Raw genomic sequence first — 25,937 nt, forward strand, 5'->3', positions numbered from 1 at the left:
GCATTCTACTGCCGCTTTTTTGTGCCTGAAATTCGTCGCATTCCATGACCGTAAAGCTCACAATCGATTGCATGGGAGGCGACCACGGCCCGTCCGTGACCGTTCCCGCGGCAGTCAAGTTCGTCCGCGCGCATCCCGATGCGCACCTGATGCTCGTCGGCATCGAAAGCGCGATCCGCGCTCAGCTGAAGAAGCTGAAAGCCCTCGACGATCCCGCGCTGACCATCGTTCCCGCCACCGAAGTCGTGGCGATGGACGACCCTGTCGAAGTGGCGCTGCGCAAGAAGAAGGATTCTTCGATGCGTGTCGCGCTCAATCACGTCAAGGATGGCGCGGCGCAGGCCTGCATCTCCGCCGGCAATACCGGCGCGCTGATGGCCGTTTCCCGTTACGTACTCAAGACGCTGCCCGGCATCGAGCGGCCCGCGATCGCGTTCGCGCTGCCGAACCCGACCGGCTACACGATGATGCTGGACCTTGGCGCGAACGTCGACTGCGAACCGCAGCACCTGCTGCAGTTCGCGGAGATGGGGCACGCGCTCGTGGCGGCGCTCGAAGGCAAGGAGCGTCCGACGATCGGCCTGCTGAACATCGGCGAGGAGGTCATCAAGGGCAACGAGACGATCAAGCGCGCGGGCGAGCTGCTGCGCGCCAGCACGCTCAATTTCCGCGGCAACGTGGAAGGCAACGACATCTACAAGGGCACCGTCGACGTGATCGTGTGCGACGGCTTCGTCGGCAACGTCGCGCTGAAGACGTCGGAAGGACTCGCGCAGATGCTGTCCGACATCATCCGCGAGGAGTTCGGCCGTTCGCTGATGTCGAAGCTGATGGCGCTGCTCGCGCTGCCGGTGCTGATGCGTTTCAAGAAGCGCGTCGACCACCGCCAGTACAACGGCGCGGCGTTGCTGGGGCTGAAGAGCCTCGTGATCAAGAGCCACGGTTCGGCCGACGCCTACGCGTTTGAGTGGGCGATCAAACGCGGGTATGATGCCGTCAAAAACGGCGTGCTGGAGCGCCTCGCGCGCGCGATGGCGGATAATTCAGTGTCGCTCGGCGATGGCGAACACGACGCGGGTGGCGCGGGCCAGGCAAGCCCGGCCGCAGGCCAACACGCCGAACCTTCCGCTGCGCAATCCTCTAAAGCATAAATGGCCCAATCGACTCTCTATTCCCGCGTGCTCGGCACGGGCAGCTACCTGCCGCCCGACCGCGTCACGAACCAGCAGTTGACCGATCGTCTTGCGAAGGAAGGCATCGAGACGAGCGATGAATGGATCGTTGCGCGCACGGGCATCCATGCGCGCCATTTCGCCGCGCCCGACGTCACGACGAGCGATCTCGCGCTCGAGGCGTCGCGCCGTGCGATTGAGGCGGCCGGTGTCGATCCGCAGTCGATCGACCTGATCATCGTCGCGACTTCGACCCCCGATTTCGTGTTCCCGAGCACCGCGTGCCTGTTGCAGAACAAGCTCGGTATCAAGAACGGCGGCGCGGCATTCGACGTGCAGGCCGTGTGCTCGGGCTTCGCGTACGCGATGGCAACGGCCGACAGCTTCATCCGCAGCGGCCAGCACCGTACGGCGCTCGTGGTCGGCGCGGAGACGTTCTCGCGCATTCTCGACTTCAAGGACCGCACGACCTGCGTGCTGTTCGGCGACGGCGCGGGCGCGGTGATCCTGTCCGCATCGGAGGAGCCGGGCGTGCTGGGCAGCGCGCTGCATGCGGACGGCAGCTATTCGCACATCCTCTGCACGCCGGGCAACGTCAACCGCGGCGTGATCGAGGGCAGCGCGTTCCTGTACATGGACGGGCAGGCCGTGTTCAAGCTCGCGGTCAACGTGCTCGAAAAGGTCGCGATCGAGGCGCTCGCCAAGGCGAATCTCGCGCCCGAACAGATCGACTGGCTGATTCCGCACCAGGCCAACATCCGCATCATGACCAGCACCTGCCGCAAGCTCGGCCTGCCGCAGGAGCGCATGGTCGTGACGGTCGACCAGCACGGCAACACGTCGGCCGCGTCGATCCCGCTGGCGCTCGACACCGCGGTGCGCGACGGCCGCATCCAGCGTGGCCAGCACGTGCTGATCGAAGGCGTCGGCGGCGGCTTCACCTGGGGCGCGTCGGTCTTCCGCTTCTGATCCGCGGCGCGCGACCGCTGCGCGCGGATCCCACCGGCGCGCCGTTCGTGCGCGCCGTCCGAATCGATTCAATTGGGGACGATATGAAATTTGCATTCGTTTTTCCGGGGCAGGGCTCGCAGGCGATCGGCATGCTCAACGCATTCGCCGATCTGGCCGTCGTGCGCGAGACGCTTCAGGAAGCGTCCGATGCACTCAATCAGGATCTCGGCAAGCTGATCGCCGAAGGCCCGGCCGAAGAGCTGAACCTGACCACCAATACGCAGCCGGTGATGCTGACCGCCGCTTACGCGTGCTACCGCGCGTGGCAGCAGGCAGGCGGCCCGGCGCCGTCGATCGTCGCCGGCCACAGCCTCGGCGAGTACACGGCGCTCGTCGCCGCGGGTGCGCTGGCGTTCAAGGACGCGGTGCCGCTCGTGCGCTTCCGTGCGCAGGCGATGCAGACGGCCGTGCCGGTCGGCCAGGGCGGCATGGCCGCGATCCTGGGCCTTGACGACGACACCGTGCGCGCGGTGTGTGCCGAAGCCGCGGAAGCGGGTGTCGTCGAAGCGGTGAACTTCAATGCGCCCGCGCAGGTCGTGATCGCGGGCAGCAAGGCCGCGGTCGAAAAGGCGTGTGAGATCGCGAAGGCGAAGGGCGCGAAGCGCGCGCTGCCGCTGCCGGTGTCGGCGCCGTTCCATTCGTCGCTGCTCAAGCCGGCGTCGGACCAGTTGCGCGACTACCTCGCGAACGTCGACGTGAAGGCGCCGCAGATTCCGGTCGTCAACAACATCGACGTGGCCGTGATCAGCGATCCGGTCGCGATCAAGGACGCGCTGGTGCGCCAGGCCGCGGGCCCGGTGCGCTGGGTCGAGTGCGTGCGGCACATCGCCGGCACCGGCGTCACGCACGTGATCGAATGCGGTCCGGGCAAGGTGCTCGCCGGCCTGACGAAGCGCATCGACGGCAACCTGACCGGTGCGTCGGTGTTCGATCCGGCATCGCTCGACGAAGCCCTCAAGCTGGTGACCGCCTGACGCGGCGCCTTTTTTCAAGAAACGGATATTCGATTCATGGAAAAGACTCTCGATAAACAGGTCGCGATCGTGACCGGCGCGTCGCGCGGCATCGGCCGTTCGATCGCGCTCGAACTGGCGCGCCTGGGCGCGACGGTGATCGGCACGGCGACGAGCGAATCGGGCGCCGCCGCGATCAGCGCGGCATTCGCCGAGGCGGGCGTCACGGGCCGCGGCGCGGTGCTGAACGTCAACGACGCAGCGGCCGCCGAGGCGCTGATCGATGCGACCGTGAAGGAATTCGGCGCGCTGAACGTGCTCGTCAACAACGCGGGCATCACGCAGGACCAGCTCGCGATGCGGATGAAGGACGAGGACTGGGACGCGGTGATCGACACCAACCTGAAATCGGTGTTTCGCCTGTCGCGCGCGGTGCTGCGCCCGATGATGAAGGCGCGCGGCGGCCGGATCATCAACATCACGTCGGTGGTCGGTTCGGCCGGCAACCCGGGTCAGGTCAACTACGCGGCCGCGAAGGCCGGCGTGGCGGGCATGACGCGTGCGCTCGCGCGCGAGATCGGCAGCCGCGGCATCACCGTGAACTGCGTCGCGCCGGGCTTCATCGATACCGACATGACGAAGACGCTGCCGGAAGAACAGCAGGCCGCGCTCAAGACCCAGATTCCGCTCGGCCGCCTCGGCAGCCCGGAGGACATCGCCCATGCCGTCGCGTTCCTCGCATCGCCACAGGCCGGTTATATCACCGGCACGACGCTGCACGTGAACGGCGGCATGTACATGTCGTAACGGTTTTCGTTTACCATCCGCGCCGTATCCCGATTTTCAGGCGGATAGGCGCTTGATCGACCATCAAGCCAACGCGCGTTTTGGCGTCAGCAAACCTGATAAAATGCGCGCACTTGTAAATCTGAACTTTCCCTCGGAGGGGTAATGGACAACATCGAACAACGTGTCAAGAAGATCGTCGCTGAGCAACTGGGCGTCGCGGAAGCCGAGATCAAGAACGAAGCTTCGTTCGTGAACGACCTGGGCGCCGACTCGCTCGACACGGTCGAACTGGTGATGGCTCTGGAAGACGAGTTCGGCATGGAAATCCCGGACGAAGAAGCAGAGAAGATCACGACCGTTCAGCAAGCGATCGACTACGCTCGCGCAAACGTCAAGGCGTAAGCGCCTTTCGCGCTTGTCCGCCACGTCGCCGCGATCTTCGCGATTGACGCGCCATCCTGCCGGCTTCGCGCCGGACGGACTAACAGCCACAGGGCTCGCAGGGCTGGTTCCTGTGGCCACTGTGGCTTTTGTTTTTGTCATCCAATAATGGAAAAGAGGTTACCGTGAGCCGCCGTCGTGTTGTTGTTACAGGCCTGGGGCTGATTTCGCCTGTTGGCAATAATGTTGCCGACGGCTGGGCCAATCTCGTCGCCGGCAAGTCCGGTATCGCCACCGTCACGAAGTTCGATGCGTCGAACCTCGCCTGCCATTTCGCGGGCGAAGTGAAGGGTTTCAGCGCCGAGGAGTACATTCCGGCGAAGGAAGCCCGGAACATGGATACGTTCATCCATTACGGCATCGCCGCCGGCGTCCAGGCCATCCGGGACAGCGGGCTGGAAGTGAACGAAGCCAACGCGGAACGCATCGGCGTGCTGGTCGGTTCCGGCATCGGCGGCCTGCCGATGATCGAAGACACGCATCAGACCTACGTCGATCGCGGCGCACGCCGGATTTCGCCGTTCTTCGTGCCGGGTTCGATCATCAACATGATCTCGGGCCACCTGAGCATCATGTTCGGCCTGAAGGGCCCGAACCTCGCGGCCGTGACGGCCTGCACGACCGGCCTGCACAGCATCGGCCTCGCCGCGCGCCTGATCCAGGCCGGCGACGCCGACGTAATGGTCGCGGGCGGTGCCGAATCGACGGTGTCGCCGCTCGGCATCGGCGGTTTCGCGGCGGCGCGTGCGCTGTCGACCCGCAACGACGATCCGGCCAGCGCCTCGCGTCCGTGGGACAAGGACCGCGACGGCTTCGTGCTGGGCGAGGGTGCCGGCGTGATGGTGCTCGAGGAGTACGAGGCGGCGAAGGCGCGCGGCGCGAAGATCTATGCGGAAGTCTCGGGCTTCGGCATGACGGGCGACGCGTACCACATGACCGCGCCGAACATGGACGGCCCGCGCCGCTGCATGGTCGCGGCACTGCGCGACGCCGGCATGAACGCGGACGAGGTCCAGTACCTGAACGCGCACGGCACGTCGACGCCGCTGGGCGACAAGAACGAGTCCGACGCGGTGAAGGCGGCCTTCGGCGAGCATGCGTACAAGCTCGTCGTGAACTCGACGAAGTCGATGACGGGCCACCTGCTGGGCGGCGCGGGCGGCCTCGAATCGGTGTTCACGGTGCTGGCGCTGCACAACAACGTGTCGCCGCCGACCATCAACATCTTCAACCAGGACCCCGAGTGCGATCTCGATTACTGCGCGAACACCGCGCGGGACATGAAGATCGACGTCGCCGTGAAGAACAACTTCGGCTTCGGCGGGACCAACGGCACGCTGGTGTTCAAGCGCGTCTGACGCTGAATCGCTTGACGAGTCCATTCGACATGCCGGCCGGGCGCCCGCAGCGCTTTGCGTTGCGGGCCTCGGCTGTCTCGTATCTCGTGCTGGCCGTGTTCGTCGCATCGGCTGCCGCGTCGGCCTATCTGTTCTGGGCGCCGCGCGCGGGCGCCGCCGCCGGCGCATGCGTGTCGGCCGCGACGGCCGCGCTGCTGGCCGTGTGCGCGGCGCGGGCCGGTGCGCGCCGGCTGCCGGCCGAGCTGCGGATCGATGCATTCGGGGAGATTGCGGCGTTTGGCCGCACCGGGCGGCTGCTGGCCCGTGGCCGCGTGACCGGCCATGCGCACTGGAGCAGCCTGCTGCTGGTGCTGTCGGTCGGGCAGGGTGCCCGGCGGGCCCGGCCGCTGCTGATTCCGGCCGATGCGCTCGACGCGGCATCGTTCAGCGCGCTGTCCGTGCTGGCGAGAACCGCGGACGCGGCGGGGCGGGCATGACCGCGGCACGGTTACCGACCGTAACCAGCGGCCGGCGCCGGAACGCTACAATAGCGCTCCGCGTTGCATCCCTAGTTAACGGATTTGTCAGGTGAGTGAAAAAGAAATCGATCAGGCTCTGGTCGAGCGCGTACAGAAGGGCGACAAGGCGGCGTTCGAACTCCTGGTCTCCAAATACCACCGCAAGATCATTCGGCTGATCTCGCGCCTCGTGCGGGATCCCGCCGAGGTCGAGGATGTGGCCCAGGACGCGTTCATCAAGGCGTATCGTGCGCTGCCGCAATTTCGCGGCGAATCGGCGTTCTATACGTGGTTGTACCGGATTGCCGTCAATACGGCCAAGAACTACCTTGCGACGCAAGGCCGCCGGGCACCGACCTCGACCGAGGCCGATGCAGAGGAAGCGGAAACTTTCTCCGACGCAGACCAACTAAGGGATATCAACACGCCTGAGTCGATGTTGATGAGCAAGCAGATTGCCGAGACGGTCAACGCTGCAATGGCTCTGCTGCCCGAGGAACTGCGCCAGGCAATCACGCTGCGCGAGATCGAGGGCCTGAGCTACGAAGAGATCGCGGAAATGATGGGCTGTCCGATCGGGACGGTCCGGTCGCGGATCTTCCGCGCGCGCGAAGCAATCGCTGCCAAGTTGCGTCCGCTGCTCGATACGCCCGAAGGCAAGCGCTGGTAAGCGCGATGGGCGTAACGACGCGGGTCGGGGTCTAGTTACGGATAGAGTCGTGAAGTCACGACGGGGTGTGCAAGATGGGGAGCATCATGGGGTCGGTCAATACGCAATCGCAAGCGTGCTCGCGCCGCGAGCGCCTTTCCGCGCTGGTCGACGGCGAAATGTTCGATGGCCCGGACCACGGGCAGTTTCTGGCTGAGCTCGACCGCGCGGATCGCGCTGCGTGGGCCCATTACCACCTGATCGGCGATGCGCTGCGCTCGGACGAGCTCGCGCTGTCGCCCGCCGTGAGCGTCGCGTTCACCGCGCGCATGTCGGCTGCGCTCGACAGCGAGCCGCACCTGCTCGCGCCGGCGGCGGCGCCGGTCGCGCGCAAGCTGCTGTCGCTGCGCCGGCGTGTCGTGCCCGCGTTCGCGGTCGCGGCCGCGGCGGCCACGCTGACGTGGATCGTCGTCCCGCAGATGCAGACGGCCGGTGCCCCGGGCGCCGTCCAGGTCGCATCGGCCGGTGCGCAGCAAGGCGGCAACCTGCAGCGCGTGACGGTTGCGCAGGCATCGGCCCAGCCGGGCCTGCAGGACGTCAACATCATTCGCGACGCGAGCCTCGACCAATATCTTGAAGCGCACCAGCAATTCGCGCAGCAGCCCGTCGTCACGGGTTCGATGCCGCTGATCCGCGCAGCCGTGACCACCACGCCAGGCCAATAAACCCGATGCGGACATTGCAGTTGAATCACGCCATCTCCGGGTGGAAGCGGCTGCCGGCCCTCCTGCTTTGCGCAGCCGCCCTGTTGTCCGTTCAATCCCTTCCTGCCAGCGCCCAGCAACCGGACGATCCCGTCGCGACCCGCAAGGGCGCCGCGGACTGGCTCGACCGCGTCCAGCAGGCGGCGCAGCAGCAGAGTTACGAAGGCACGTTCGTCTACCAGCGCGGCGGGTATGTCCAGTCGTCGCGCATCGCGCACGTCGCGTCCCGCGACGGCGAGTTCGAGCGGATCGAGACGCTCGACGGCAAGCCGCGCAAGCTGCTGCGGCATAACGACGAGCTGTACACGTTCGTGCCCGAGCGCAAGCTGTGCGTGGTCGAGCGCCGCCAGACGCGCGACTCGTTCCCCGCGCTGCTCGGCGCGAGCGGCGAGCACGTGATGTCGGTCTACGACGCGAAGTCGCTCGGCAAGGACCGCGTGGCCGGGATCGACGCGCAGGTCGTCGAGCTCGTGCCGAAGGATGCGTACCGTTTCACGTACAAGCTGTGGGCCGACGCGCGCACCGGGCTGCTGCTGCGTTCGCAGACGCTCGATGCGAACGATCACGTGCTCGAACAGATTGCGTTCTCCCAGTTGCAGACGGGGGGCGCGAACGGCGACAAGGCCGCGATCGCGGCCGGCATGCGCAACCTGAGCGGCTGGACGGTCGTGCGCCCGCCGGTCGCGACGGTCGACATGGAAGCGCAGGGCTGGCAGCTCGCACCGAGCGTTGCCGGCTTCCAGAAGATTCGTGAAGTGCGCCGGCCGATGGCCGCGCGCGATGCAGGCGACCCGCCGATCGCGGTCGATCAGGCCGTCTTCACCGACGGTCTCGCGACGATCTCGGTGTTCATCGAGCCGGCCGAAAAGAATACGCGCAAGGAAGGCGCGGGCAGCACCGGTGCGACGCACGTTCTCGTGAAGCGCCGCGGCGACTACTGGATCACCGTGCTCGGCGAAGTGCCGCCGGCCACGTTGCAGCAGTTCGCGTCTGCCATAGAATACAAGGCTTCCAAGTAACGCTACGGCTTCCGACATGATGAAACTCACGCTGCGCAAATGGCTCGCGGCGGCGGCGTTGTCTGCCTGCCTGCCGCTCGTGCCGCATACCGCATTCGCCGTGACGGCTCCCGCTGCCAGCCTGCCCGACTTCGCCGACCTGGTCGAAAAGGTCGGGCCGGCCGTCGTGAACATCCGGACCACCGCCAACGTGCCGACCAACAGCGGCCCGCGCGGGATGCTCCCGCCGGGCTTCGACAACGGCGACATGTCGGAATTCTTCCGGCGCTTCTTCGGCATTCCGCTGCCGCAGGCGCCCGGCAACGGCGGCGGCAACGGCAGCAACCCGAAGAGCGCGCCGGCGCCGGACAATCCGCCCGACACCGAGCAGAACCGTGGCGTGGGCTCGGGCTTCATCGTGTCGGCCGACGGTTACGTGATGACCAATGCGCACGTCGTCGACGATGCGGACACCATCTACGTGACGTTGACCGACAAGCGCGAATTCAAGGCGAAGCTGATCGGCGTGGACGACCGCACGGACGTCGCGGTCGTGAAGATCCAGGCGTCGAACCTGCCGGTTGTCGCGATCGGCGATTCGAACAAGGTGCGCGTCGGCGAGTGGGTCGTCGCGATCGGTTCGCCGTTCGGCCTCGACAACACGGTGACGGCCGGCATCGTCAGCTCGAAGAGCCGCAACACGGGCGACTATCTGCCGTTCATCCAGACCGACGTCGCCGTGAACCCCGGCAACTCGGGCGGCCCGCTGATCAACATGCAGGGCGAGGTGATCGGCATCAATTCGCAGATCTACAGCCGTACCGGCGGCTTCATGGGCATCTCGTTCGCGATTCCGATCGACGAGGCGATGCGCGTGGCCGACCAGCTGAAGGCGACCGGCAAGGTCACGCGCGGCCGGATCGCGGTGGCGATCGGCGAGGTGACGAAGGACGTGGCCGATTCGATCGGGCTGCCGAAGGCCGAAGGCGCGCTCGTCAGCAGCGTCGAGCCGGGCGGCCCGGCCGACAAGGCGGGCATCCAGCCGGGCGACATTATCCTGAAGTTCAACGGCCGTTCGGTCGACACGGCGTCGGACCTGCCGCGCATGGTCGGCGACACCAAGCCCGGCACGAAGGCGACGGTCAGCGTGTGGCGCAAGGGTCAGGCACGCGATCTGCCGATCACGATCGCGGAGACGCCGGCCGAGTCGACGGCGAAGGCCGAACAGCGCAAGAATGCGCCGCAGAAGCCGCGCCAGACCAATTCGCTCGGTCTGACGGTGAGCGACCTGACGGCCGACCAGATGAAGGCGCTGAAGCTGAAGAACGGCGTGCAGATCGACGGCGTCGACGGCCCGGCTGCCCGTGCGGGCCTGCAGCGCGGCGACATCGTGCTGCGCGTCGGCGACACCGACATCACGAACGCGAAGCAGTTCGCCGACGTGACGGCGCAGCTCGATCCGCAGAAGGCGGTCGCGGTGCTCGTGCGGCGTGGCGACAACACGCAGTTCGTGCCCGTGCGGCCGCGCCAGAAGTAAGGCGCCGATGTTCACGCTCTACGGCCGCGGCTGGTGCCACCTGTGCGACGACATGCGCGACGCACTGGCGCCGGTGGCGGCCGAATTCGGCGTCGCGGTCGACTACGTCGACATCGATACCGATGCGGCGCTGGTTGCCCGTTACGACGAGGACGTGCCCGTGTTGCTGCTGGACGGCGCGGAAGTGTGCCGCCACCGGTTCGACGACACGCGGGTGCGCGACGCGCTGGCGGCCCGGCGCTGAGTTCCGGCCGCGTCCGGCGGGTGCCCGCGGCGGGCCGCGCTGCGGGCGGGCGTCCGAAATACCGCCCGTCGAAAGCCTTTTCAGCTAAAATAAGCTGTTTTTTCACCGACTTACACAAGGCGTGCTCCGCAGTCGTCGAGCGCGCCTTTTTCGCTTGATCGGCACTGAATGGATCATATTCGCAATTTCTCGATCATCGCGCACATCGACCATGGCAAGTCGACGCTCGCGGATCGCATCATCCAGGTATGCGGCGGTCTCGCCGACCGTGAAATGGAAGCGCAGGTGCTCGACTCGATGGATATCGAGCGCGAGCGCGGCATCACGATCAAGGCGCAGACGGCGGCATTGTCCTATCGCGCGCGCGACGGCAAGGTCTACAACCTGAACCTGATCGACACGCCGGGGCACGTCGACTTCTCGTACGAAGTCAGCCGTTCGCTGTCCGCCTGCGAAGGCGCGCTGCTGGTCGTCGATGCCAGCCAGGGCGTCGAGGCGCAGACGGTCGCGAACTGCTACACGGCGATCGAGCTCGGCGTCGAGGTCGTGCCGGTGCTGAACAAGATCGACCTGCCGGCCGCGAACCCCGAGAACGCGATCGAGGAGATCGAGGACGTGATCGGCATCGACGCGACCGACGCGACGCGCTGCAGCGCGAAGACGGGGCTCGGCGTCGAAGACGTGCTCGAGTCGCTGATCGCGAAGGTGCCGCCGCCGAAGGGCGATCCGGCCGCGCCGCTGCAGGCGCTCATCATCGATTCGTGGTTCGACAACTACGTCGGCGTCGTGATGCTCGTGCGTATCGTCAACGGCACGCTGCGCCCGAAGGAAAAGATCAAGATGATGGCGACCGGCGCGCAGTATCCGGTCGAGCACGTCGGCGTGTTCACGCCGAAGTCGCGCAATCTCGACTCGCTGTCGGCAGGGCAGGTGGGCTTCATCATCGCCGGCATCAAGGAGCTGACGGCCGCGAAGGTCGGCGATACCGTCACGCACGCGGCCAAGGCCGCTGCCGAGCCGCTGCCGGGCTTCAAGGAAGTGAAGCCGCAGGTGTTCGCGGGGCTGTATCCGGTCGAGGCGAACCAGTACGACGCGCTGCGCGAGTCGCTCGAGAAGCTGAAGCTGAACGATGCGTCGCTGCAGTACGAGCCGGAAGTGTCGCAGGCACTCGGGTTCGGTTTCCGCTGCGGCTTCCTCGGGCTGCTGCACATGGAAATCGTGCAGGAGCGGCTCGAGCGCGAGTTCGACATGGATCTCATCACGACCGCGCCGACGGTCGTCTACGAGGTCGTGCAGAGCGACGGTTCGACGATCATGGTCGAGAACCCGGCGAAGATGCCGGAGCCCGGCCGCATCGCCGAAGTCCGCGAGCCGATCGTCACCGTGAACCTGTACATGCCGCAGGACTACGTCGGCTCCGTGATCACGCTGTGCGAGCAGAAGCGCGGCTCGCAGATCAACATGCAGTATCACGGCCGCCAGGTGCAGCTCACGTACGAGATCCCGATGGCCGAGATCGTGCTCGACTTCTTCGATCGCCTGAAGTCGGTGTCGCGCGGCTATGCGTCGATGGACTACGAGTTCAAGGAATACCGTTCGTCGGACGTCGTGAAGGTCGACATGCTGATCAACGGCGACAAGGTCGATGCGCTGTCGATCATCGTGCACCGGTCGCAGTCGCAATACCGCGGCCGCGAGGTGGCCGCGAAGATGCGCGAGATCATCCCGCGCCAGATGTACGACGTGGCGATCCAGGCCGCGATCGGCGCGCACATCGTCGCCCGCGAGAACATCAAGGCGCTGCGCAAGAACGTGCTCGCGAAGTGCTACGGCGGCGACATCACGCGGAAGAAGAAACTGCTCGAGAAGCAGAAAGAAGGCAAGAAACGGATGAAGCAGGTGGGTTCGGTCGAGATCCCGCAGGAAGCGTTCCTTGCGATCTTGCGCGTCGAAGACAAATAACAGGACTGATCCTTTTATGAATTTTGCGCTGATTCTTTTTGTGCTCGTCATCGTGACGGGCGTAGCGTGGGTGCTGGACAAACTGGTGTTCCTGCCGCGGCGACGCAAGGCGGCCGACTCGGCGATCGAGGAGTTCGATCGCCAGCAGTCGCGCATCGACAAGCGCTTCGCGGATGAAAACGCGGTGCAAACGCGTTCGAAGCTGCGCGACGAGAAGCTGCGCCAGCCGTGGTGGCTCGAGTACACCGCGAGCTTCTTTCCGGTGATCCTGGCGGTGTTCGTCGTGCGCTCGTTCGTCGTCGAGCCGTTCAAGATCCCGTCGGGCTCGATGGTGCCGACGCTGCTCGTCGGCGATTTCATCCTCGTCAACAAGTTCGAATACGGGCTGCGCCTGCCGGTCACGAACACGAAGATCACGCAGGGCAGCCCGCTGTCGCGCGGCGATGTCGTCGTGTTCCGTTATCCGAAGGACGAGTCGGTCGACTACATCAAGCGCGTGATTGGCCTGCCGGGCGACACGGTCGCCTACCAGGACAAGCAGCTGACGATCAACGGCCAGCCGGTGCCCGAAACGCCGCTGCCGGATTTCTTCGACGACGAGCGCCAGAATTACGCGAAGCAGTTCGAGGAAACGATCGGCAACAAGAAGAACGCGATCCTCAACAACCCGGCCGTGCCGCCGTTCGTGATGGGCGCCTACGACTATCCGTATCGCGACAACTGCACGTACAACAGCCGCGGCGTGATCTGCAAGGTGCCGCCCGGTCACTACTTCATGATGGGCGACAACCGCGACAACAGTGCGGACAGCCGCTACTGGGGTTTCGTGCCGGACCAGAACATCGTCGGCCGCGCGTTCTTCATCTGGATGAACTTCAGCGACCTGAAGCGCATCGGCTCCTTCAACTGATCGCAGTCGACTCGCACGCAATACGCGACGCACGGGCCGCGTCGCGTATTGCCGAACTACTTTAAGAACCGGCGGTAACACCGCCTCGTCACGCCTTTTCGTCTCCGGCCGTGCCGTTTCGGCCCGACCGGCGCCCGCGTTATACTCCTGCACATGCCCCTATCCCAGTTGGAAAGCCGGCTGCGCTACGAATTTCGCAATGCGGAATTGTTGCGCCAGGCTTTGACCCATCGCAGTCACAGTGCCACGCACAACGAACGGCTCGAGTTTCTCGGCGACTCCGTTCTGAATTGCGCGGTGGCCGCCCTTTTGTTCCAGCGTTTCAGCAAGCTGGACGAAGGCGACCTGTCGCGCGTACGCGCCAACCTCGTCAAGCAGCAGTCGCTGTACGAAATTGCTCAGGCCCTGAATATCTCGGACGGCCTGCGGCTGGGCGAGGGCGAACTGCGCAGCGGCGGGTTCCGTCGCCCGTCGATCCTCGCGGACGCGTTCGAAGCCATCATCGGGGCCGTGTTCCTCGATGGCGGCTTCGAAGCCGCCCAAGGGGTCATCAAGCGCCTCTACATCCCGATTCTCGACCACATCGATCCGCGCACGCTCGGCAAGGACGCGAAGACGCTGCTGCAGGAGTACCTGCAGGGGCACAAGATCGCACTGCCGACCTATACGGTCGTCGCGACGCATGGTGCGGCGCACAATCAGCAGTTCGAGGTCGAATGCACGGTGCCGAAGCTGGACGTGAAGGTATCGGGCTCCGGCGCGAGCCGGCGCGCGGCCGAGCAGGCCGCCGCGAAGAAGGCGCTCGACGAAGTGATGGCGGCCGCGCCGATGCTGGCCACGAAGCCGAAGCGCTCGAAAAACGCGCGCGGCTCGAAGCATGTGGAACCCGAAATCGTGCCGGGCGTGAAGGGCGTGCAGGAAGCGCTCGACCTGCGCTCGCCGGAGCGGAAGGAGCGGGCGGCTGCCCGCGAGGCCAGGGCGGCCGCCGGTGCGGTGCCCGCGGCGGCTGCGACCGGCGCCGAGCCGGCCGTCGCGCCGATGGCCGCGATTCGCGCGGCGCATGTCGAGACGGCTGCCGACAAGGGTGAGCGGGCGGCGAAGCCGGCGGCCGACAAGGTGGCCGATAAACCCGCCGACCGCTCCGACAAGGCGGCGGACAAGCCCGCGGACGCCGCGCCGCGTGCCGCCGATCCGGCCGCATCGTCCGCCGACAAGCCTTCCGCCGGTTCCGACCCCGCTGCGCGCACGCGTGCGCGCGACGCTGCCGCACCGGACGCCGAGACGCCGCCGGGCGGCGCGAGCCTCGCCGCCGCGCAGGCGCGCGTGGCCGATGCCGACCACTGAATTGCCCAGCGATCGTGCCGCGCGCCGCGCGGCCGTTTCCGAACCTGCCTCCCAAACGATATGAACACTCCCGCTCCTACCGGCTTCCGTTGCGGCATGATCGCGATCGTGGGCCGCCCGAACGTCGGCAAGTCGACGTTGATGAACGCACTCGTCGGCCAGAAGATCAGCATCACGTCGCGCAAGGCGCAGACGACCCGCCATCGCATCACCGGCATCAACACGTTCGATGACGCGCAATTCGTGTTCGTCGACACGCCGGGTTTCCAGACCCGTCACAGCACCGCGCTGAACCGATCGCTGAACCGCGCGGTCACGTCGACGCTGACGTCGGTCGACGTGATCCTGTTCGTGATCGAGGCCGGTCGCTTCGGGCCCGACGACCAGAAGGTGCTCGACCTGATTCCGCCCGGCATGCCGACGCTGCTGATCACGAACAAGATCGACCGTGTCGCCGACAAGGCCACGCTGTATCCGTTCATGCAGAAGATGAACACGCTGCGCGAATTCGCCGAGCTCGTGCCGCTGTCGGCGCAGCAGCCGGAAGACATCAAGCGCCTGCTCGAGACGATCAAGCCGTACCTGCCGGAAGGCGCCCCGATCTACGGCGAGGACGAGCTGACCGACCGCAGCTCGCGCTTCCTCGCGGCCGAAATCCTGCGCGAAAAGGTGTTCCGCTGGACCGGCGACGAGCTGCCGTACACGAGCACCGTCGTGATCGACAAGTTCGAGGAGGAAGGGCGGCTGAAGCGCATCTTCGCGACGATCCTCGTCGAACGCGATTCGCACAAGGCGATGGTGATCGGCAAGAAGGGCGAGAAGCTCAAGCAGATCAGCACCGAGGCGCGGATGGACATGGAGAAGCTGTTCGACGGCCCCGTGTACCTCGAGACCTTCGTGAAGGTGAGGAGCGGCTGGGCCGACAACGAGGCCGGACTGCGCGCCTATGGGTACGAATGACGCGCTGACGTCGACTGAAGACGCGGTGACGGCCGGCGCGAACGACGCGCCGCTGCCGGCTCCGCCCGAACCGCCGCGCAAGGCGCGGCGCGCGACGTCTCGCACGTCCGATTTCCGCGTCGCCGAGCAGCCGGCGTTCGTGCTGCACAGCTATCCGTATCGCGAAACCAGCCTGATCGTCGATGTGCTGACGCGCGATCACGGCCGGCTTGCGCTCGTCGCGAAGGGCGCGAAACGCCCGCACTCCGCGCTGCGCGGCGTGCTGCAGACCTTCCAGCCGCTGCTGCTGTCCTGGTCCGGCAAATCCGAGGTGCGCACGCTGACGGGGGCCGAGTGGGTCGGCGGCATGCTGCCGCTCGGCGGCGACGGGCTGCTGTGCGGTTTCTACGCGAACGAGCTGCTCGTGAAATTCTGCGCGCGCGAGGATCCGCAGCCGCCGCTGTTCAATCACTATGTGCTGACGCTCACGCGCCTCGCGCACGGCGAACCCGCGGTGCAGGTGCTGCGTTCGTTCGAGCGCGTGCTGTTGAAGGAGACCGGTTACGCGATGGCGCTGAACCGCACGGTCGCGCGCCGCGCGGTCGAGCCCGATCGCCGCTACGTGTTCGATCCCGAACGCGGCGTGCGCAACGCGGACGACGACGTGCCGTCGCACTGGCCGGTCATCACCGGACAGACGTTGCTCGACATGGAGCAGGACGATTACCATCGAGCCCAGACGGTCGCGCAAAGCAAGACGCTGATGCGCTTCCTGCTGAACACCTATCTCGGCGGTACGCCGCTTGCCACGCGTCAGATCCTGATCGACCTGCAAAACCTATGAGCTTCTTCCTGACAACGCCCACCGCCATCGACCTCGGCGTGAACATCGACCACGTCGCGACGCTGCGCAATGCGCGCGGCACGGCCTATCCCGATCCGATCCGCGCGGCGCTCGCCGCCGAAGAGGCCGGTGCGGACGCGATCACGCTGCATCTGCGCGAGGATCGCCGCCACATCGTCGACGCCGACGTGCGCAAGCTGCGCCCGCTGCTGAAGACGCGCATGAACCTCGAATGCGCGGTGACGGCCGAGATGCTCGACATCGCGTGCGAAGTGCGTCCGCACGACGCGTGCCTCGTGCCGGAAAAGCGCGAGGAACTGACGACCGAGGGCGGTCTCGATGTCGCCGGCCACTTCGAAGCCGTGCGCGCGGCCTGCAAGCAACTGGCCGACGTCGGCGTGCGCGTGTCGCTGTTCATCGACCCGGACGAGACGCAGATCCGCGCCGCGCACGAAGCGGGCGCGCCGGTGATCGAACTGCACACGGGCCGCTACGCCGAAGCGCACGACGAAGCCGAGCAGCAGCGCGAGTACGAACGCATCGTCGCGGGCGTGCAGGCCGGTGCGCAACTGGGCCTGAAGGTCAATGCGGGGCACGGGCTGCATTACACGAACGTGCAGCAGATCGCCGCGATCGACGGCATCGTCGAGCTGAACATCGGTCACGCGATCGTCGCGCATGCGATCTTCGCGGGCTGGGACAACGCGGTGCGCGAGATGAAGGCGATCATGGTTGCCGCCCGCGTCGCCGCGCTGCACGGCGGCGCGCGTTGAAGATGAAATACCGCCGCGTGCGCGCGTACTGACATGGCGATCTACGGCATCGGTACCGACATCGCCCAGGTAAGCCGCGTCGCGGCCGTGCTCGAGCGCACGGGCGGCCGGTTTGCCGAGAAGGTGCTGGGCCCCGACGAACTGCGTGTGTTCCATGCGCGCCGCGCGCGCTCCGAGGCGCGCGGCATCGCGTTTCTCGCGACGCGCTTCTCCGCGAAGGAAGCGTTCTCGAAGGCGATCGGGCTCGGCATGCACTGGCCGATGACGTGGCGCGCACTGCAGACGCTCAACCATCCGAGCGGCGAGCCGTACGTGGTCGCGTCGGGCGAGCTGGCCGACTGGCTGGCCGCGCGCGGCATCACGGCGCGCGTGACGGTCAGCGACGAGCGCGACTACGCGGTGTCGTTCGTGATCGCCGAAACGGACGCCGCGCCTGCTCCTGCACCTGTTTCCCGAACCTCCTCCTGACGGACTTCCCGATTCGATGAAAACGACTCCCGGCCCGGTCATGCTCGACGTCGTCGGCACGGCCCTGTCGCGCGACGATGCGCGGCGTCTTGCGCATCCGAATACCGGCGGCGTGATCCTGTTCGCGCGGCACTTCCAGAACCGCGCGCAGCTGATCGCGCTGACCGACTCGATCCGCGCGGTGCGCGAAGACATCCTGATCGCCGTCGATCACGAAGGCGGGCGCGTGCAGCGGTTCCGCACCGACGGCTTCACGGTGCTGCCCGCGATGCGCCGCCTCGGCGAGCTGTGGGATCGCGACGTGCTGCTCGCGACGAAGGTGGCGACCGCCGTCGGCTACATCCTGGCCGCCGAACTGCGTGCGTGCGGGATCGACATGAGCTTCACGCCCGTGCTCGACCTCGACTACGGGCATTCGAAGGTGATCGGCGACCGCGCGTTCCATCGCGACGCGCGCGTCGTCACGCTGCTCGCGAAGAGCCTGAACCACGGGCTGTCGCTCGCCGGCATGGCGAACTGCGGCAAGCATTTCCCCGGGCACGGTTTCGCGGAAGCCGATTCGCACGTCGCGCTGCCGACCGACGACCGCACGCTCGACGCGATCCTCAAGCAGGACGTTGCGCCGTACGACTGGCTCGGCCTGTCGCTGTCGGCCGTGATTCCCGCGCACGTGATCTATACGCAGGTCGACAAGCGGCCGGCCGGATTCTCGCGCGTCTGGCTGCAGGACATCCTGCGCGGCAAGCTCGGCTTCACGGGCGCGATCTTCAGCGACGACCTGTCGATGGAGGCCGCGCGCGAAGGCGGCACGCTCACGCAGGCGGCCGATGCCGCGCTCGCCGCCGGTTGCGACATGGTGCTCGTCTGCAACCAGCCGGAGGCGGCCGAGGTCGTGCTGAACGAGCTGAAGGCACGGGCGTCGGCCGAGTCGGTGCGGCGCATCAAGCGGATGCGCGCGCGCGGCAAGGCGCTCAAGTGGGACAAGCTGGTCGCGCAGCCCGAGTATCTGCAGGCGCAGGCGCTGCTGAAAAGCGCACTGGCGTAAGCGGGCGCGGTTCGGGTCCTTTCGCTCGCCGAAACAAAAAGCCGCGCAATTGCGCGGCTTTTTCATGGGGTGCGGCAAGGGGCAAACCGGGCAGTCGGTACGGCGGGCTTTTGCGCAACTAACGGTCAGGTCCGGCCAGTGCCCGTATTCACGATCGCCCGCTCAGTTCACCTTCATCCGCTGCAGCTTGTTGTACAGCGTCTTCGGGCTGATGCCGAGCAGCGTGGCCGCACGATGGCGCGTGCCGCCGACCGCGTCGAGCGTCGCGCGGATCAGCAGGTCCTCGACGTCGGACAGCGGCGTGCCGACCTTGATCTGCACGCTGCTGCCGTTCAGCGCGGCGCCGGAGGAGAAGCTCGGCTCGCCGGCGCGCAGCGTCTCGATGAAATCGCCCGACGCGTCGTATGCGAAGCGCACACGTTCCTGCAGTTCGCGCACGTTGCCCGGCCATTCGTAGGACAGGCATTCGCGCACGAAGCCCGGCGCCGCGCGCTTGTCGGTCGTGCTGCGCCCGGTCGCGCGCGCCTCGCGGTTCAGTTCGTCGATCTGCGCGTCCGCGATCGCGAGTGCGTCGCCGTCGCGCTCGCGCAGCGGCGGCATCGTGATCGACGCCGCATCGAGGCGCAACCACAGATCCTCGCGCAGCGTGCCGTTCGCGACCGCTTCGCGTGCCGGGCGGCGCGTGGTCGCGATCAGCCGGAAATCGCTCGTGATCGAGCTCGTGCCGCCGATCCGCATGAAGTTCTGCGAATCGAGCGCATGCAGCAGCGCTTCCTGCAGCACGAGCGGCAGCGCGGTGATCTCGTCGAGGAACAGCGTGCCGCCGCCGGCCTGTTCGAACAGGCCCGATTCGCGGCGCTCGGCGCCGTCGAACGCGCCGCGCTCATGGCCGAACAGCACGCTGTCGAGCGACGCGCCGTGGCGGCCGGCCTGCGCGATCGTCCGGCAGTCGAACGACACGAACGGCCCCTTGCGGCGCCGGCTCAGGTCGTGCAGCGTGCGCGCGGCCAGCTTCTTGCCGGTGCCGGCCTCGCCCGAGAACAGCACGGCCGTTTCGGTGCGCGCGTTGTGCTCGATCATGTCGTACACGTGCTGCATCGCATCGCTGCAGCCGACCAGCGCGCCGAAGCGGCCGAGCCGGCGCAGCGACGCACGCAGCGACTGCACTTCGTCGATCAGTTCGTACGGGCGCGGGATCCGCGCGAGCAGGCTGCGCAGGCGCGGAATGTTGATCGGCTTCAGCAGGTAGTCCCAGATGCCGTGACGCAGGCCCTCGATGGCGCTCTCGACCGTCGCGTTGCCCGTGAGCACGATGACGGGCAGCGAGCCGTTCGGCTGTTGCTGCGGCAGGTGCTGGAGCAGGTCGAACCCGCTGCCGTCCGGCAGGTTCAGGTCGACGAGGACGACATCGGGGATCGAGCGGCCCAGCGCCGTGCGGGCTTCGGCGAGCGACGTGGCCGTGTCGACCGAGAAGCCGTCTGCGGCGAGCAGCGCGGTGAGGCCGGAGAGACTGTTGGGATCGTCTTCGACAATCAGGGCGTGTGGCATGGTGGACGCGAGTCGAGTCAAGAGAGGCGGGCTGTCGGCCATCGGGGCCGCAGCCGCATGTCAGATTAAAAACTGATTTTATGCCCCGCCGAACCCGTCACGCGCATTATTTCTCCGGCGCTATAAAACAGTTACCGATGATACAAATTGAATATCTTTACCGGTGGATTTTGTGTTCCTTATGCCCTTGTCAGGTGCCCGCTGTTGGCGCCAGACAAACAAAAAGCGCCCCGAAGGGCGCTTTGTTCGATGCGGGTATCGCTGACGATTACGCGCGGCTGCGGTATTCGTTCGTACGCGTATCGATTTCGATCTTGTCGCCGGTATTGCAGAACAGCGGCACTTGCAGTTCGAAGCCCGTTGCGAGCTTGGCGTTCTTCAGCACCTTGCCCGACGACGTGTCGCCCTTGACTGCCGGCTCCGTGTAGGTGATCTCGCGAACGAGGATCGTCGGCAGTTCGACCGAGATCGCCTTCTCGTTGTAGAACACGACTTCGCACGCCATGCCGTCTTCGAGGTAGTTCAGCGCTTCGCCCATCATTTCGGCTTCGACTTCGAACTGGTTGTAGTCGGCGTCCATGAACACGTACATCGGGTCGGCGAAGTACGAGTACGTCACTTCCTTGCGGTCGAGCACGACGACGTCGAACTTGTCGTCGGCCTTGTAGACCGATTCCTGGCCTGCGTTCGTCAGCAGGTTCTTCATCTTCATCTTGACGACGGCGGCGTTACGGCCCGACTTGTTGTATTCCGTCTTGGAGATGACCCATGCGTCGCTGCCGATCTGCACGACGTTGCCTACGCGGAGTTCCTGTGCGGTCTTCATAAAAACTGTCCTGATCCAATCAAATAAATAGGTGCCTGAGCGTTGCGCAACGGCTGACGGCGCAAGCGGTGCGTTCCGGTGGACGCCAAAAGCGAGCGCTTGCCTGGTCAGCCGTCGGATAACCGCTTATTTTAACTGAGATTTTGCGTATTCCGCCAGCTTTCCGGCGAGATCGCCGACCGCCGCGAGCGCGTCGGCCCAGCGGGCCGCATTGGCGTCCAGTGCGGCACGGTGTTGCCAGAAATCGGCCCAGTCGGGCGTGCCGGCGCCGTTCCATGCATGCCAGAACCGCTCGAGCGCGGCGCGCGGCGCATCGGCGAGGCCCGCCGACAGGTGCGCGAGCGCGGCGTCGAGCTTCGGCAGGTGCACGTCGTCGGCCTGCGGGTAGATGTGCCACACGAACGGCTTGCGCGCCCATTGCGCGCGGACGAACGAATCCTCGCCGCGCACGAAATTGAGGTCGGCCGCCCACAGCAGCGGATCGTAGTCGGCCTGCGGGACGAATGCGAGCCCGTGGGCGACCAGGTTGCCGGCGCGTGCATGAGCGCCCGCCGCGAACGACTCGACCCCGAAAAAGCGCGCGACGGCCGGCGACAGGCGGCCGGCCGGCACGAGCGCGACGACCGGCGACGGGCCGTCGCGCCATTGGGCGAGCAGCGCGTCGACGGCCGGATTTTCGTACGCAAACAGACTGACGACCGTCGTGCCGGGCGCCGGCGGCGCGCCGCCGGTCGCGCGCCGCCACCACGCGGCGCGGGCCGCGGCGTCGGCATCGAAGGCCGTCCGGCGCGCGTCGAGGTCATGCTCCTTCGGCACGCCGCCGGTGCCGGCCGACAGGCCGGGGAAGAAGAACGTCTTCAGCAGCGGGTAGCGCGGATGCGGCGACGGCCGCAAATGGAAATCGGCGACCCAGTCCTCGGCGCTCAGGTATTCGAGGTTGATCCACACGGGGCGGCGCTCGCGGCGTGCCATCGCCGCGAGATACGCGCCGGGCAGCTCGCACGCGAACGCCTCGATCACGACATCGGCGATCTCCAGCGCGTCGCCGACTTCCGCATGCCAGTGCTCGATCGCGATCGCGTCGATCGTCTGCCGTCCGGCGTCGGGATCGACGCTCGGCAGCAGGCGCGCGAAGGTGCGCAGGTCGTCGACGAACAGCCGGACCTGCCAGCCGTGCTCATGCGCGAGCTGGTGCGCGACGCGCCAGCACACGCCGATGTCGCCGAAATTGTCGATCACCGTGCAGAAGAGGTCGCAGGCGATCGGTTCGCCCGGCGCGAGCGTTGCGGCGGGGTGTGGGGCAGCGGTGGTGCGTGGCATCGAAGCGGGCCGGTGAATGCTCTAAACTGGCGATTCTAATAGACCCGTTCCGCGTTACAAGGCGCCCGGATCACGCATGACAGCCCCAGAAGCCTCCGATACCCCGTTCGAACCGAAGAAGATCCTTGCGCAGTTGCCGCACATGCCCGGCGTCTATCGTTATTACGACACGGCGGGCGCCGTGCTTTACGTCGGCAAGGCGCGCGACCTGAAGAAGCGCGTATCGAGCTATTTCACGAAGACCCAGCTGTCGCCGCGCATCGCGATGATGGTCACGCGCATCGCGCGCATCGAGACGACCGTCACGCGCTCGGAAGCCGAGGCGCTGCTGCTCGAGAACAACCTGATCAAGGCACTCGCGCCGCGCTACAACATCCTGTTTCGCGACGACAAGTCGTATCCGTACCTGAAGCTCACCGCGCATCGTTTTCCGCGGATGGCCTACTACCGTGGGTCGGTCGACAAGCAGAACCAGTATTTCGGGCCGTTCCCGAGCGCGTGGGCCGTGCGCGAGAGCATCCAGATCCTGCAGCGCGTGTTCCAGTTGCGGACCTGCGAGGATTCGGTGTTCAACAACCGCACGCGGCCGTGCCTGCTGCACCAGATCGGGCGCTGCACGGCGCCGTGCGTCGGCGCGATCTCCAGCGAGGATTACGCGGTCGACGTGTCGAACGCCGCGCGGTTCCTGCTCGGCCGGCAGTCCGAAGTGATGAAGGAACTCGAGCAGAAGATGCATGCGTTCGCGGCCGAGCTGAAATTCGAGCAGGCGGCGGCCGTGCGCAACCAGATGAGCTCGCTCGCGACGGTGCTGCACCAGCAGGCGATCGAGGTCGGCGGCGACAGCGACGTCGACATCCTCGCCGTCGTCGCGCAAGGCGGGCGTGTGTGCGTGAATCTCGCGATGGTGCGCGGCGGCCGGCATCTCGGCGACAAGGCGTATTTCCCGACGCACGTCGAAAGCGCGCTGACGCTCGCCGAAGGTGGTCTTGGCGACGAGGCCGAGTCGTCGGAAGCGGCCGACACAACCGGCGCGACTGCCGCCGCGGTGCCCGACCAGCCCGCGGAAGAAGCCGGCAGCGTGCGCGGCGGCGCGGCGGCGGCATCGGTCGAGGCGGAGGTGCTCGACGCGTTCATCGCGCAGCACTACCTCGGCAACCGCGTGCCGCCGGTGCTTGTCGTCAGCCATGCGCCCGCGAGCCGCGACCTGCTCGAGCTGCTGTCCGAACAGGCCGGCCACAAGGTGTCGCTGGTGCGGCAGCCGCAGGGGCAGCGGCGCGCGTGGCTGTCGATGGCCGAACAGAATGCGCAGATCGCGCTGATGCGGCTGCTGTCCGAGCAGGGCTCGCAGCAGGCGCGTACGCGCTCGCTGGCGGAAACGCTCGGTTACGACATCGACGATCTCGCGACGCTGCGGATCGAATGCTTCGACATCAGCCACACGATGGGCGAGGCCACGCAGGCGTCGTGCGTCGTCTACCATCATCACAAGATGCAGTCGGGCGAGTACCGCCGCTACAACATCACGGGCATTACGCCGGGCGACGATTACGCGGCGATGCGGCAGGTGCTCACGCGCCGCTACGAGAAGATGGTCGAGCAGGCCGCGCAGGCGGCCGCGGTGGATGAAGCGGCCGGCATCGACGGCGAATCGACGCGCCAGGCCGAGGCGTCGAGCCTGCTGCCGAACATCGTGCTGATCGACGGCGGCAAGGGTCAGGTCGAAATCGCGCGCCAGGTGTTCACCGAGCTGGGGCTCGACACGTCCATGCTGGTCGGCGTCGCGAAGGGCGAGGGGCGCAAGGTCGGCCTCGAGACGCTCGTGTTCGCGGACGGCCGCACGCCGCTCGAACTCGGCAAGGAGAGTGCCGCGCTGATGCTCATCGCGCAGATCCGCGACGAGGCGCACCGCTTCGCGATCACCGGCATGCGGGCGAAGCGGGCGAAGGCGCGCCAGACGTCGCGGCTCGAGGAACTCGAGGGCGTTGGCGCGAAACGCCGGCAGCGGCTGCTCGCGCGGTTCGGTGGATTGCGCGGCGTGGTGGCCGCGAGCGTCGAGGAACTCGCGAGCGTCGAGGGCATCTCGCACGCGCTCGCCGAACAGATCTACAAGCAGCTTCACTGACGCGCCCGTGCGGCCGGGCTGCCTCGCCAGCGTTCTTGTGGCAGGCCGGTCGACACGGCACAATTGCGAATCCTTTACTGTCCCGCATGCCATGCCGTTCAATTTCCCGATTTTCCTGACGTGGGTACGGATCGTGCTGATCCCGCTCGTCGTCGGCGTGTTCTACCTGCCGGACACGGTGATGGGCGGCGCGCACCGCAATCTCGCGGCGGCGGCGATCTTCATCCTCGCGGCGCTGACCGACTGGTTCGACGGTTATCTCGCACGCAAGTGGAACCAGACCTCGTCGTTCGGCGCCTTTCTCGATCCGGTGGCGGACAAGCTGATGGTGACGGCCGCGCTGCTGATCCTCGTGCAGATTTCGCGGGTCGATGCGGCGATCGCGCTGGTGATCGTCGGCCGCGAGATCGCGATCTCGGCGCTGCGCGAGTGGATGGCGCAGATCGGCGCATCGAAGAGCGTCGCGGTGAACCAGCTCGGCAAGTTCAAGACCGCATGCCAGATGGTCGCGATCCCGATGCTGCTGTTCTACGGGCCGCTGCCGCTCGGCGTCGTGACGATCGACACGCGCGTGTGGGGTGAGTGGCTGATGTATCTCGCGGCGGTGCTGACGATCTGGTCGATGCTTTACTACATGAAGCTCGCGTGGCCGCAGATCCGTGAGCGCGGCGGTGCGTGAAACGTGCGTCTCGCGTTCGGTCGAGGCGGTTTTTGTAAAAAGGGCTGGAAAAGCCCTTGACACACGAATGTGCCTTCGACATAATCTCGCTTCTCCGCTGCACGACGAAGTAAGCGTGTGACGGGGAAGCAGCAGTAGCGTAGCAATACGCGGGAGTAGCTCAGTTGGTAGAGCGCAACCTTGCCAAGGTTGAGGTCGCGAGTTCGAGACTCGTCTCCCGCTCCAGATTTTTTCTGGCAGCGCGTTGGTTGGCGAAGCGCTGCAGATGCAGGACCCATGCGGGAGTAGCTCAGTTGGTAGAGCGCAACCTTGCCAAGGTTGAGGTCGCGAGTTCGAGACTCGTCTCCCGCTCCAGATTTTTCTGGCAGCGTGTTGGTCGGCGAAGCGCTGCAGGTGCAGGACAATGCGGGAGTAGCTCAGTTGGTAGAGCGCAACCTTGCCAAGGTTGAGGTCGCGAGTTCGAGACTCGTCTCCCGCTCCAAGTAATGGGGAAGCCAAGCTTCCCTTTTTATTTGATGGACTTCCGGTCCTCGAATAGAAATCTGTCGCTTGCCTCACGGCATCCGGACAGTCCGCTTTTGGCGCGATAGCAAAGCGGTTATGCAGCGGCCTGCAAAGCCGTTTAGGCCGGTTCGACTCCGGCTCGCGCCTCCAGGTAGAACGAGAAAAAGCCCCGCTTCGGCGGGGCTTTTCTTTTTTCTGCATCGTTTGCCGGCCGCCGTACGGGATGCATGCGACGGCCTC

25 protein-coding genes and 4 tRNA genes are annotated in these 25,937 nt (G+C 66.3%); 26 read left to right on the forward strand and 3 right to left on the reverse strand.

What is annotated here, in order from left to right; translation table 11 throughout:
* Positions 1–44 precede the first annotated feature (44 nt).
* The 20 genes from plsX (at position 45) to nagZ (ending at position 18,698) form a co-directional block, all read left to right on the forward strand.
* Positions 45–1,151: a phosphate acyltransferase PlsX gene (gene plsX / locus AC1VVG_RS05705; protein ID WP_034186496.1), complete on the forward strand. Its 1,107-nt coding sequence runs from the start codon at positions 45–47 to the stop codon at positions 1,149–1,151.
* The gene (locus AC1VVG_RS05710) at positions 1,152–2,141 is read left to right on the forward strand and encodes a beta-ketoacyl-ACP synthase III (RefSeq protein WP_034186497.1); all 990 of its coding nucleotides are present in this window, start codon (positions 1,152–1,154) and stop codon (positions 2,139–2,141) included.
* An 83-nt stretch (positions 2,142–2,224) separates the two neighbouring features.
* Positions 2,225–3,157, forward strand: coding sequence for an ACP S-malonyltransferase (fabD, locus tag AC1VVG_RS05715; RefSeq protein WP_482835341.1), 933 nt, complete (start codon positions 2,225–2,227; stop codon positions 3,155–3,157).
* A 36-nt stretch (positions 3,158–3,193) separates the two neighbouring features.
* On the forward strand, positions 3,194–3,943 hold the full coding sequence (fabG, locus tag AC1VVG_RS05720; protein WP_034186499.1) for a 3-oxoacyl-ACP reductase FabG: 750 nt from the start codon (positions 3,194–3,196) through the stop codon (positions 3,941–3,943).
* Positions 3,944–4,087: 144 nt separating this feature from the next.
* The gene (gene acpP, locus AC1VVG_RS05725) at positions 4,088–4,327 is read left to right on the forward strand and encodes an acyl carrier protein (protein ID WP_004197638.1); all 240 of its coding nucleotides are present in this window, start codon (positions 4,088–4,090) and stop codon (positions 4,325–4,327) included.
* 164 nt (positions 4,328–4,491) lie between these two features.
* On the forward strand, positions 4,492–5,724 hold the full coding sequence (fabF, locus tag AC1VVG_RS05730) for a beta-ketoacyl-ACP synthase II (RefSeq protein WP_034186500.1): 1,233 nt from the start codon (positions 4,492–4,494) through the stop codon (positions 5,722–5,724).
* A gap of 11 nt (positions 5,725–5,735) precedes the next feature.
* Positions 5,736–6,200: a hypothetical protein gene (locus AC1VVG_RS05735; RefSeq protein ID WP_034186501.1), complete on the forward strand. Its 465-nt coding sequence runs from the start codon at positions 5,736–5,738 to the stop codon at positions 6,198–6,200.
* Between the two features lie 91 nt (positions 6,201–6,291).
* A complete protein-coding gene (gene rpoE, locus AC1VVG_RS05740; protein WP_006490873.1) occupies positions 6,292–6,891 on the forward strand; it encodes an RNA polymerase sigma factor RpoE in 600 nt (199 codons plus the stop codon).
* Between the two features lie 86 nt (positions 6,892–6,977).
* Complete coding sequence (locus AC1VVG_RS05745) at positions 6,978–7,595, forward strand: sigma-E factor negative regulatory protein (protein ID WP_482835342.1); 618 nt, start codon at positions 6,978–6,980, stop codon at positions 7,593–7,595.
* A gap of 5 nt (positions 7,596–7,600) precedes the next feature.
* Positions 7,601–8,653: a MucB/RseB C-terminal domain-containing protein gene (locus tag AC1VVG_RS05750; RefSeq protein ID WP_034186503.1), complete on the forward strand. Its 1,053-nt coding sequence runs from the start codon at positions 7,601–7,603 to the stop codon at positions 8,651–8,653.
* A 16-nt stretch (positions 8,654–8,669) separates the two neighbouring features.
* The gene (locus AC1VVG_RS05755; protein WP_034186504.1) at positions 8,670–10,169 is read left to right on the forward strand and encodes a DegQ family serine endoprotease; all 1,500 of its coding nucleotides are present in this window, start codon (positions 8,670–8,672) and stop codon (positions 10,167–10,169) included.
* A 7-nt stretch (positions 10,170–10,176) separates the two neighbouring features.
* Positions 10,177–10,413 carry a glutaredoxin family protein gene (locus AC1VVG_RS05760; RefSeq protein WP_034186505.1) on the forward strand — a complete coding sequence of 79 codons (237 nt, stop codon included), beginning with the start codon at positions 10,177–10,179 and terminating at the stop codon, positions 10,411–10,413.
* Positions 10,414–10,581: 168 nt separating this feature from the next.
* Positions 10,582–12,375, forward strand: a complete 1,794-nt coding sequence (gene lepA / locus AC1VVG_RS05765; protein ID WP_034186506.1) for a translation elongation factor 4 — start codon at positions 10,582–10,584, stop codon at positions 12,373–12,375.
* Between the two features lie 16 nt (positions 12,376–12,391).
* Positions 12,392–13,285 (forward strand): signal peptidase I, encoded by an 894-nt coding sequence (lepB, locus tag AC1VVG_RS05770; RefSeq protein ID WP_034186507.1) that lies wholly within the window; start codon positions 12,392–12,394, stop codon positions 13,283–13,285.
* 153 nt (positions 13,286–13,438) lie between these two features.
* Positions 13,439–14,629 carry a ribonuclease III gene (rnc, locus tag AC1VVG_RS05775; RefSeq protein ID WP_034186508.1) on the forward strand — a complete coding sequence of 397 codons (1,191 nt, stop codon included), beginning with the start codon at positions 13,439–13,441 and terminating at the stop codon, positions 14,627–14,629.
* Positions 14,630–14,689: 60 nt separating this feature from the next.
* Positions 14,690–15,589 carry a GTPase Era gene (gene era, locus AC1VVG_RS05780; RefSeq protein ID WP_034186509.1) on the forward strand — a complete coding sequence of 300 codons (900 nt, stop codon included), beginning with the start codon at positions 14,690–14,692 and terminating at the stop codon, positions 15,587–15,589.
* Positions 15,576–16,412, forward strand: a complete 837-nt coding sequence (gene recO / locus AC1VVG_RS05785) for a DNA repair protein RecO (RefSeq protein ID WP_034186510.1) — start codon at positions 15,576–15,578, stop codon at positions 16,410–16,412. The genes era and recO overlap by 14 nt, the downstream gene beginning before the upstream one ends.
* The gene (gene pdxJ / locus AC1VVG_RS05790; RefSeq protein ID WP_034186511.1) at positions 16,409–17,185 is read left to right on the forward strand and encodes a pyridoxine 5'-phosphate synthase; all 777 of its coding nucleotides are present in this window, start codon (positions 16,409–16,411) and stop codon (positions 17,183–17,185) included. Before recO ends, pdxJ begins: the two co-directional genes overlap by 4 nt.
* A 33-nt stretch (positions 17,186–17,218) precedes the next feature.
* Positions 17,219–17,653, forward strand: coding sequence for a holo-ACP synthase (gene acpS, locus AC1VVG_RS05795; RefSeq protein ID WP_034186512.1), 435 nt, complete (start codon positions 17,219–17,221; stop codon positions 17,651–17,653).
* A gap of 16 nt (positions 17,654–17,669) precedes the next feature.
* A complete protein-coding gene (gene nagZ / locus AC1VVG_RS05800; protein ID WP_034186513.1) occupies positions 17,670–18,698 on the forward strand; it encodes a beta-N-acetylhexosaminidase in 1,029 nt (342 codons plus the stop codon).
* Between the two features lie 162 nt (positions 18,699–18,860).
* Here nagZ and AC1VVG_RS05805 read toward each other — a convergent pair whose 3' ends face one another.
* The 3 genes from AC1VVG_RS05805 to earP form a co-directional block, all read right to left on the reverse strand.
* A complete protein-coding gene (locus tag AC1VVG_RS05805; RefSeq protein ID WP_059560702.1) occupies positions 18,861–20,246 on the reverse strand; it encodes a sigma-54-dependent transcriptional regulator in 1,386 nt (461 codons plus the stop codon).
* A 268-nt stretch (positions 20,247–20,514) separates the two neighbouring features.
* Positions 20,515–21,072, reverse strand: a complete 558-nt coding sequence (efp, locus tag AC1VVG_RS05810; RefSeq protein WP_034186515.1) for an elongation factor P — start codon at positions 21,070–21,072, stop codon at positions 20,515–20,517.
* Between the two features lie 126 nt (positions 21,073–21,198).
* A complete protein-coding gene (earP, locus tag AC1VVG_RS05815) occupies positions 21,199–22,392 on the reverse strand; it encodes an elongation factor P maturation arginine rhamnosyltransferase EarP (RefSeq protein ID WP_034186516.1) in 1,194 nt (397 codons plus the stop codon).
* A gap of 76 nt (positions 22,393–22,468) precedes the next feature.
* On the opposite strand from earP, the gene uvrC reads away from it, so the two are divergent.
* From uvrC to AC1VVG_RS05845, 6 genes are all read left to right on the forward strand, one after another.
* Positions 22,469–24,514: an excinuclease ABC subunit UvrC gene (uvrC, locus tag AC1VVG_RS05820; RefSeq protein WP_175027827.1), complete on the forward strand. Its 2,046-nt coding sequence runs from the start codon at positions 22,469–22,471 to the stop codon at positions 24,512–24,514.
* 91 nt (positions 24,515–24,605) lie between these two features.
* The gene (pgsA, locus tag AC1VVG_RS05825) at positions 24,606–25,193 is read left to right on the forward strand and encodes a CDP-diacylglycerol--glycerol-3-phosphate 3-phosphatidyltransferase (RefSeq protein WP_034186518.1); all 588 of its coding nucleotides are present in this window, start codon (positions 24,606–24,608) and stop codon (positions 25,191–25,193) included.
* A 149-nt stretch (positions 25,194–25,342) separates the two neighbouring features.
* Positions 25,343–25,418, forward strand: a tRNA-Gly gene (locus AC1VVG_RS05830).
* Between the two features lie 53 nt (positions 25,419–25,471).
* Positions 25,472–25,547, forward strand: a tRNA-Gly gene (locus tag AC1VVG_RS05835).
* Positions 25,548–25,598: 51 nt separating this feature from the next.
* Positions 25,599–25,674: transfer RNA gene (locus AC1VVG_RS05840), tRNA-Gly, on the forward strand.
* 99 nt (positions 25,675–25,773) lie between these two features.
* Positions 25,774–25,847 (forward strand) — tRNA-Cys (locus AC1VVG_RS05845).
* Positions 25,848–25,937 lie beyond the last annotated feature (90 nt).

It is taken from the genome of Burkholderia sp. L-4, from assembly GCF_056856535.1.

Coding starts and splice junctions, on each gene's coding strand:
- acpS (WP_034186512.1), top strand. CDS start 17,219: ATGGCGATCTACGGCATCGGTACCGACATCGCCCAGGTAAGCCGCGTC.
- lepB (WP_034186507.1), top strand. CDS start 12,392: ATGAATTTTGCGCTGATTCTTTTTGTGCTCGTCATCGTGACGGGCGTA.
- efp (WP_034186515.1), bottom strand. CDS start 21,072: ATGAAGACCGCACAGGAACTCCGCGTAGGCAACGTCGTGCAGATCGGC.
- fabG (WP_034186499.1), top strand. CDS start 3,194: ATGGAAAAGACTCTCGATAAACAGGTCGCGATCGTGACCGGCGCGTCG.
- lepA (WP_034186506.1), top strand. CDS start 10,582: ATGGATCATATTCGCAATTTCTCGATCATCGCGCACATCGACCATGGC.
- AC1VVG_RS05710 (WP_034186497.1), top strand. CDS start 1,152: ATGGCCCAATCGACTCTCTATTCCCGCGTGCTCGGCACGGGCAGCTAC.
- uvrC (WP_175027827.1), top strand. CDS start 22,469: ATGACAGCCCCAGAAGCCTCCGATACCCCGTTCGAACCGAAGAAGATC.
- fabD (WP_482835341.1), top strand. CDS start 2,225: ATGAAATTTGCATTCGTTTTTCCGGGGCAGGGCTCGCAGGCGATCGGC.
- AC1VVG_RS05755 (WP_034186504.1), top strand. CDS start 8,670: ATGATGAAACTCACGCTGCGCAAATGGCTCGCGGCGGCGGCGTTGTCT.
- AC1VVG_RS05745 (WP_482835342.1), top strand. CDS start 6,978: ATGGGGTCGGTCAATACGCAATCGCAAGCGTGCTCGCGCCGCGAGCGC.
- era (WP_034186509.1), top strand. CDS start 14,690: ATGAACACTCCCGCTCCTACCGGCTTCCGTTGCGGCATGATCGCGATC.
- nagZ (WP_034186513.1), top strand. CDS start 17,670: ATGAAAACGACTCCCGGCCCGGTCATGCTCGACGTCGTCGGCACGGCC.
- rnc (WP_034186508.1), top strand. CDS start 13,439: ATGCCCCTATCCCAGTTGGAAAGCCGGCTGCGCTACGAATTTCGCAAT.
- AC1VVG_RS05750 (WP_034186503.1), top strand. CDS start 7,601: ATGCGGACATTGCAGTTGAATCACGCCATCTCCGGGTGGAAGCGGCTG.
- earP (WP_034186516.1), bottom strand. CDS start 22,392: ATGCCACGCACCACCGCTGCCCCACACCCCGCCGCAACGCTCGCGCCG.
- pdxJ (WP_034186511.1), top strand. CDS start 16,409: ATGAGCTTCTTCCTGACAACGCCCACCGCCATCGACCTCGGCGTGAAC.
- plsX (WP_034186496.1), top strand. CDS start 45: ATGACCGTAAAGCTCACAATCGATTGCATGGGAGGCGACCACGGCCCG.
- AC1VVG_RS05760 (WP_034186505.1), top strand. CDS start 10,177: ATGTTCACGCTCTACGGCCGCGGCTGGTGCCACCTGTGCGACGACATG.
- AC1VVG_RS05805 (WP_059560702.1), bottom strand. CDS start 20,246: ATGCCACACGCCCTGATTGTCGAAGACGATCCCAACAGTCTCTCCGGC.
- acpP (WP_004197638.1), top strand. CDS start 4,088: ATGGACAACATCGAACAACGTGTCAAGAAGATCGTCGCTGAGCAACTG.
- recO (WP_034186510.1), top strand. CDS start 15,576: ATGGGTACGAATGACGCGCTGACGTCGACTGAAGACGCGGTGACGGCC.
- pgsA (WP_034186518.1), top strand. CDS start 24,606: ATGCCGTTCAATTTCCCGATTTTCCTGACGTGGGTACGGATCGTGCTG.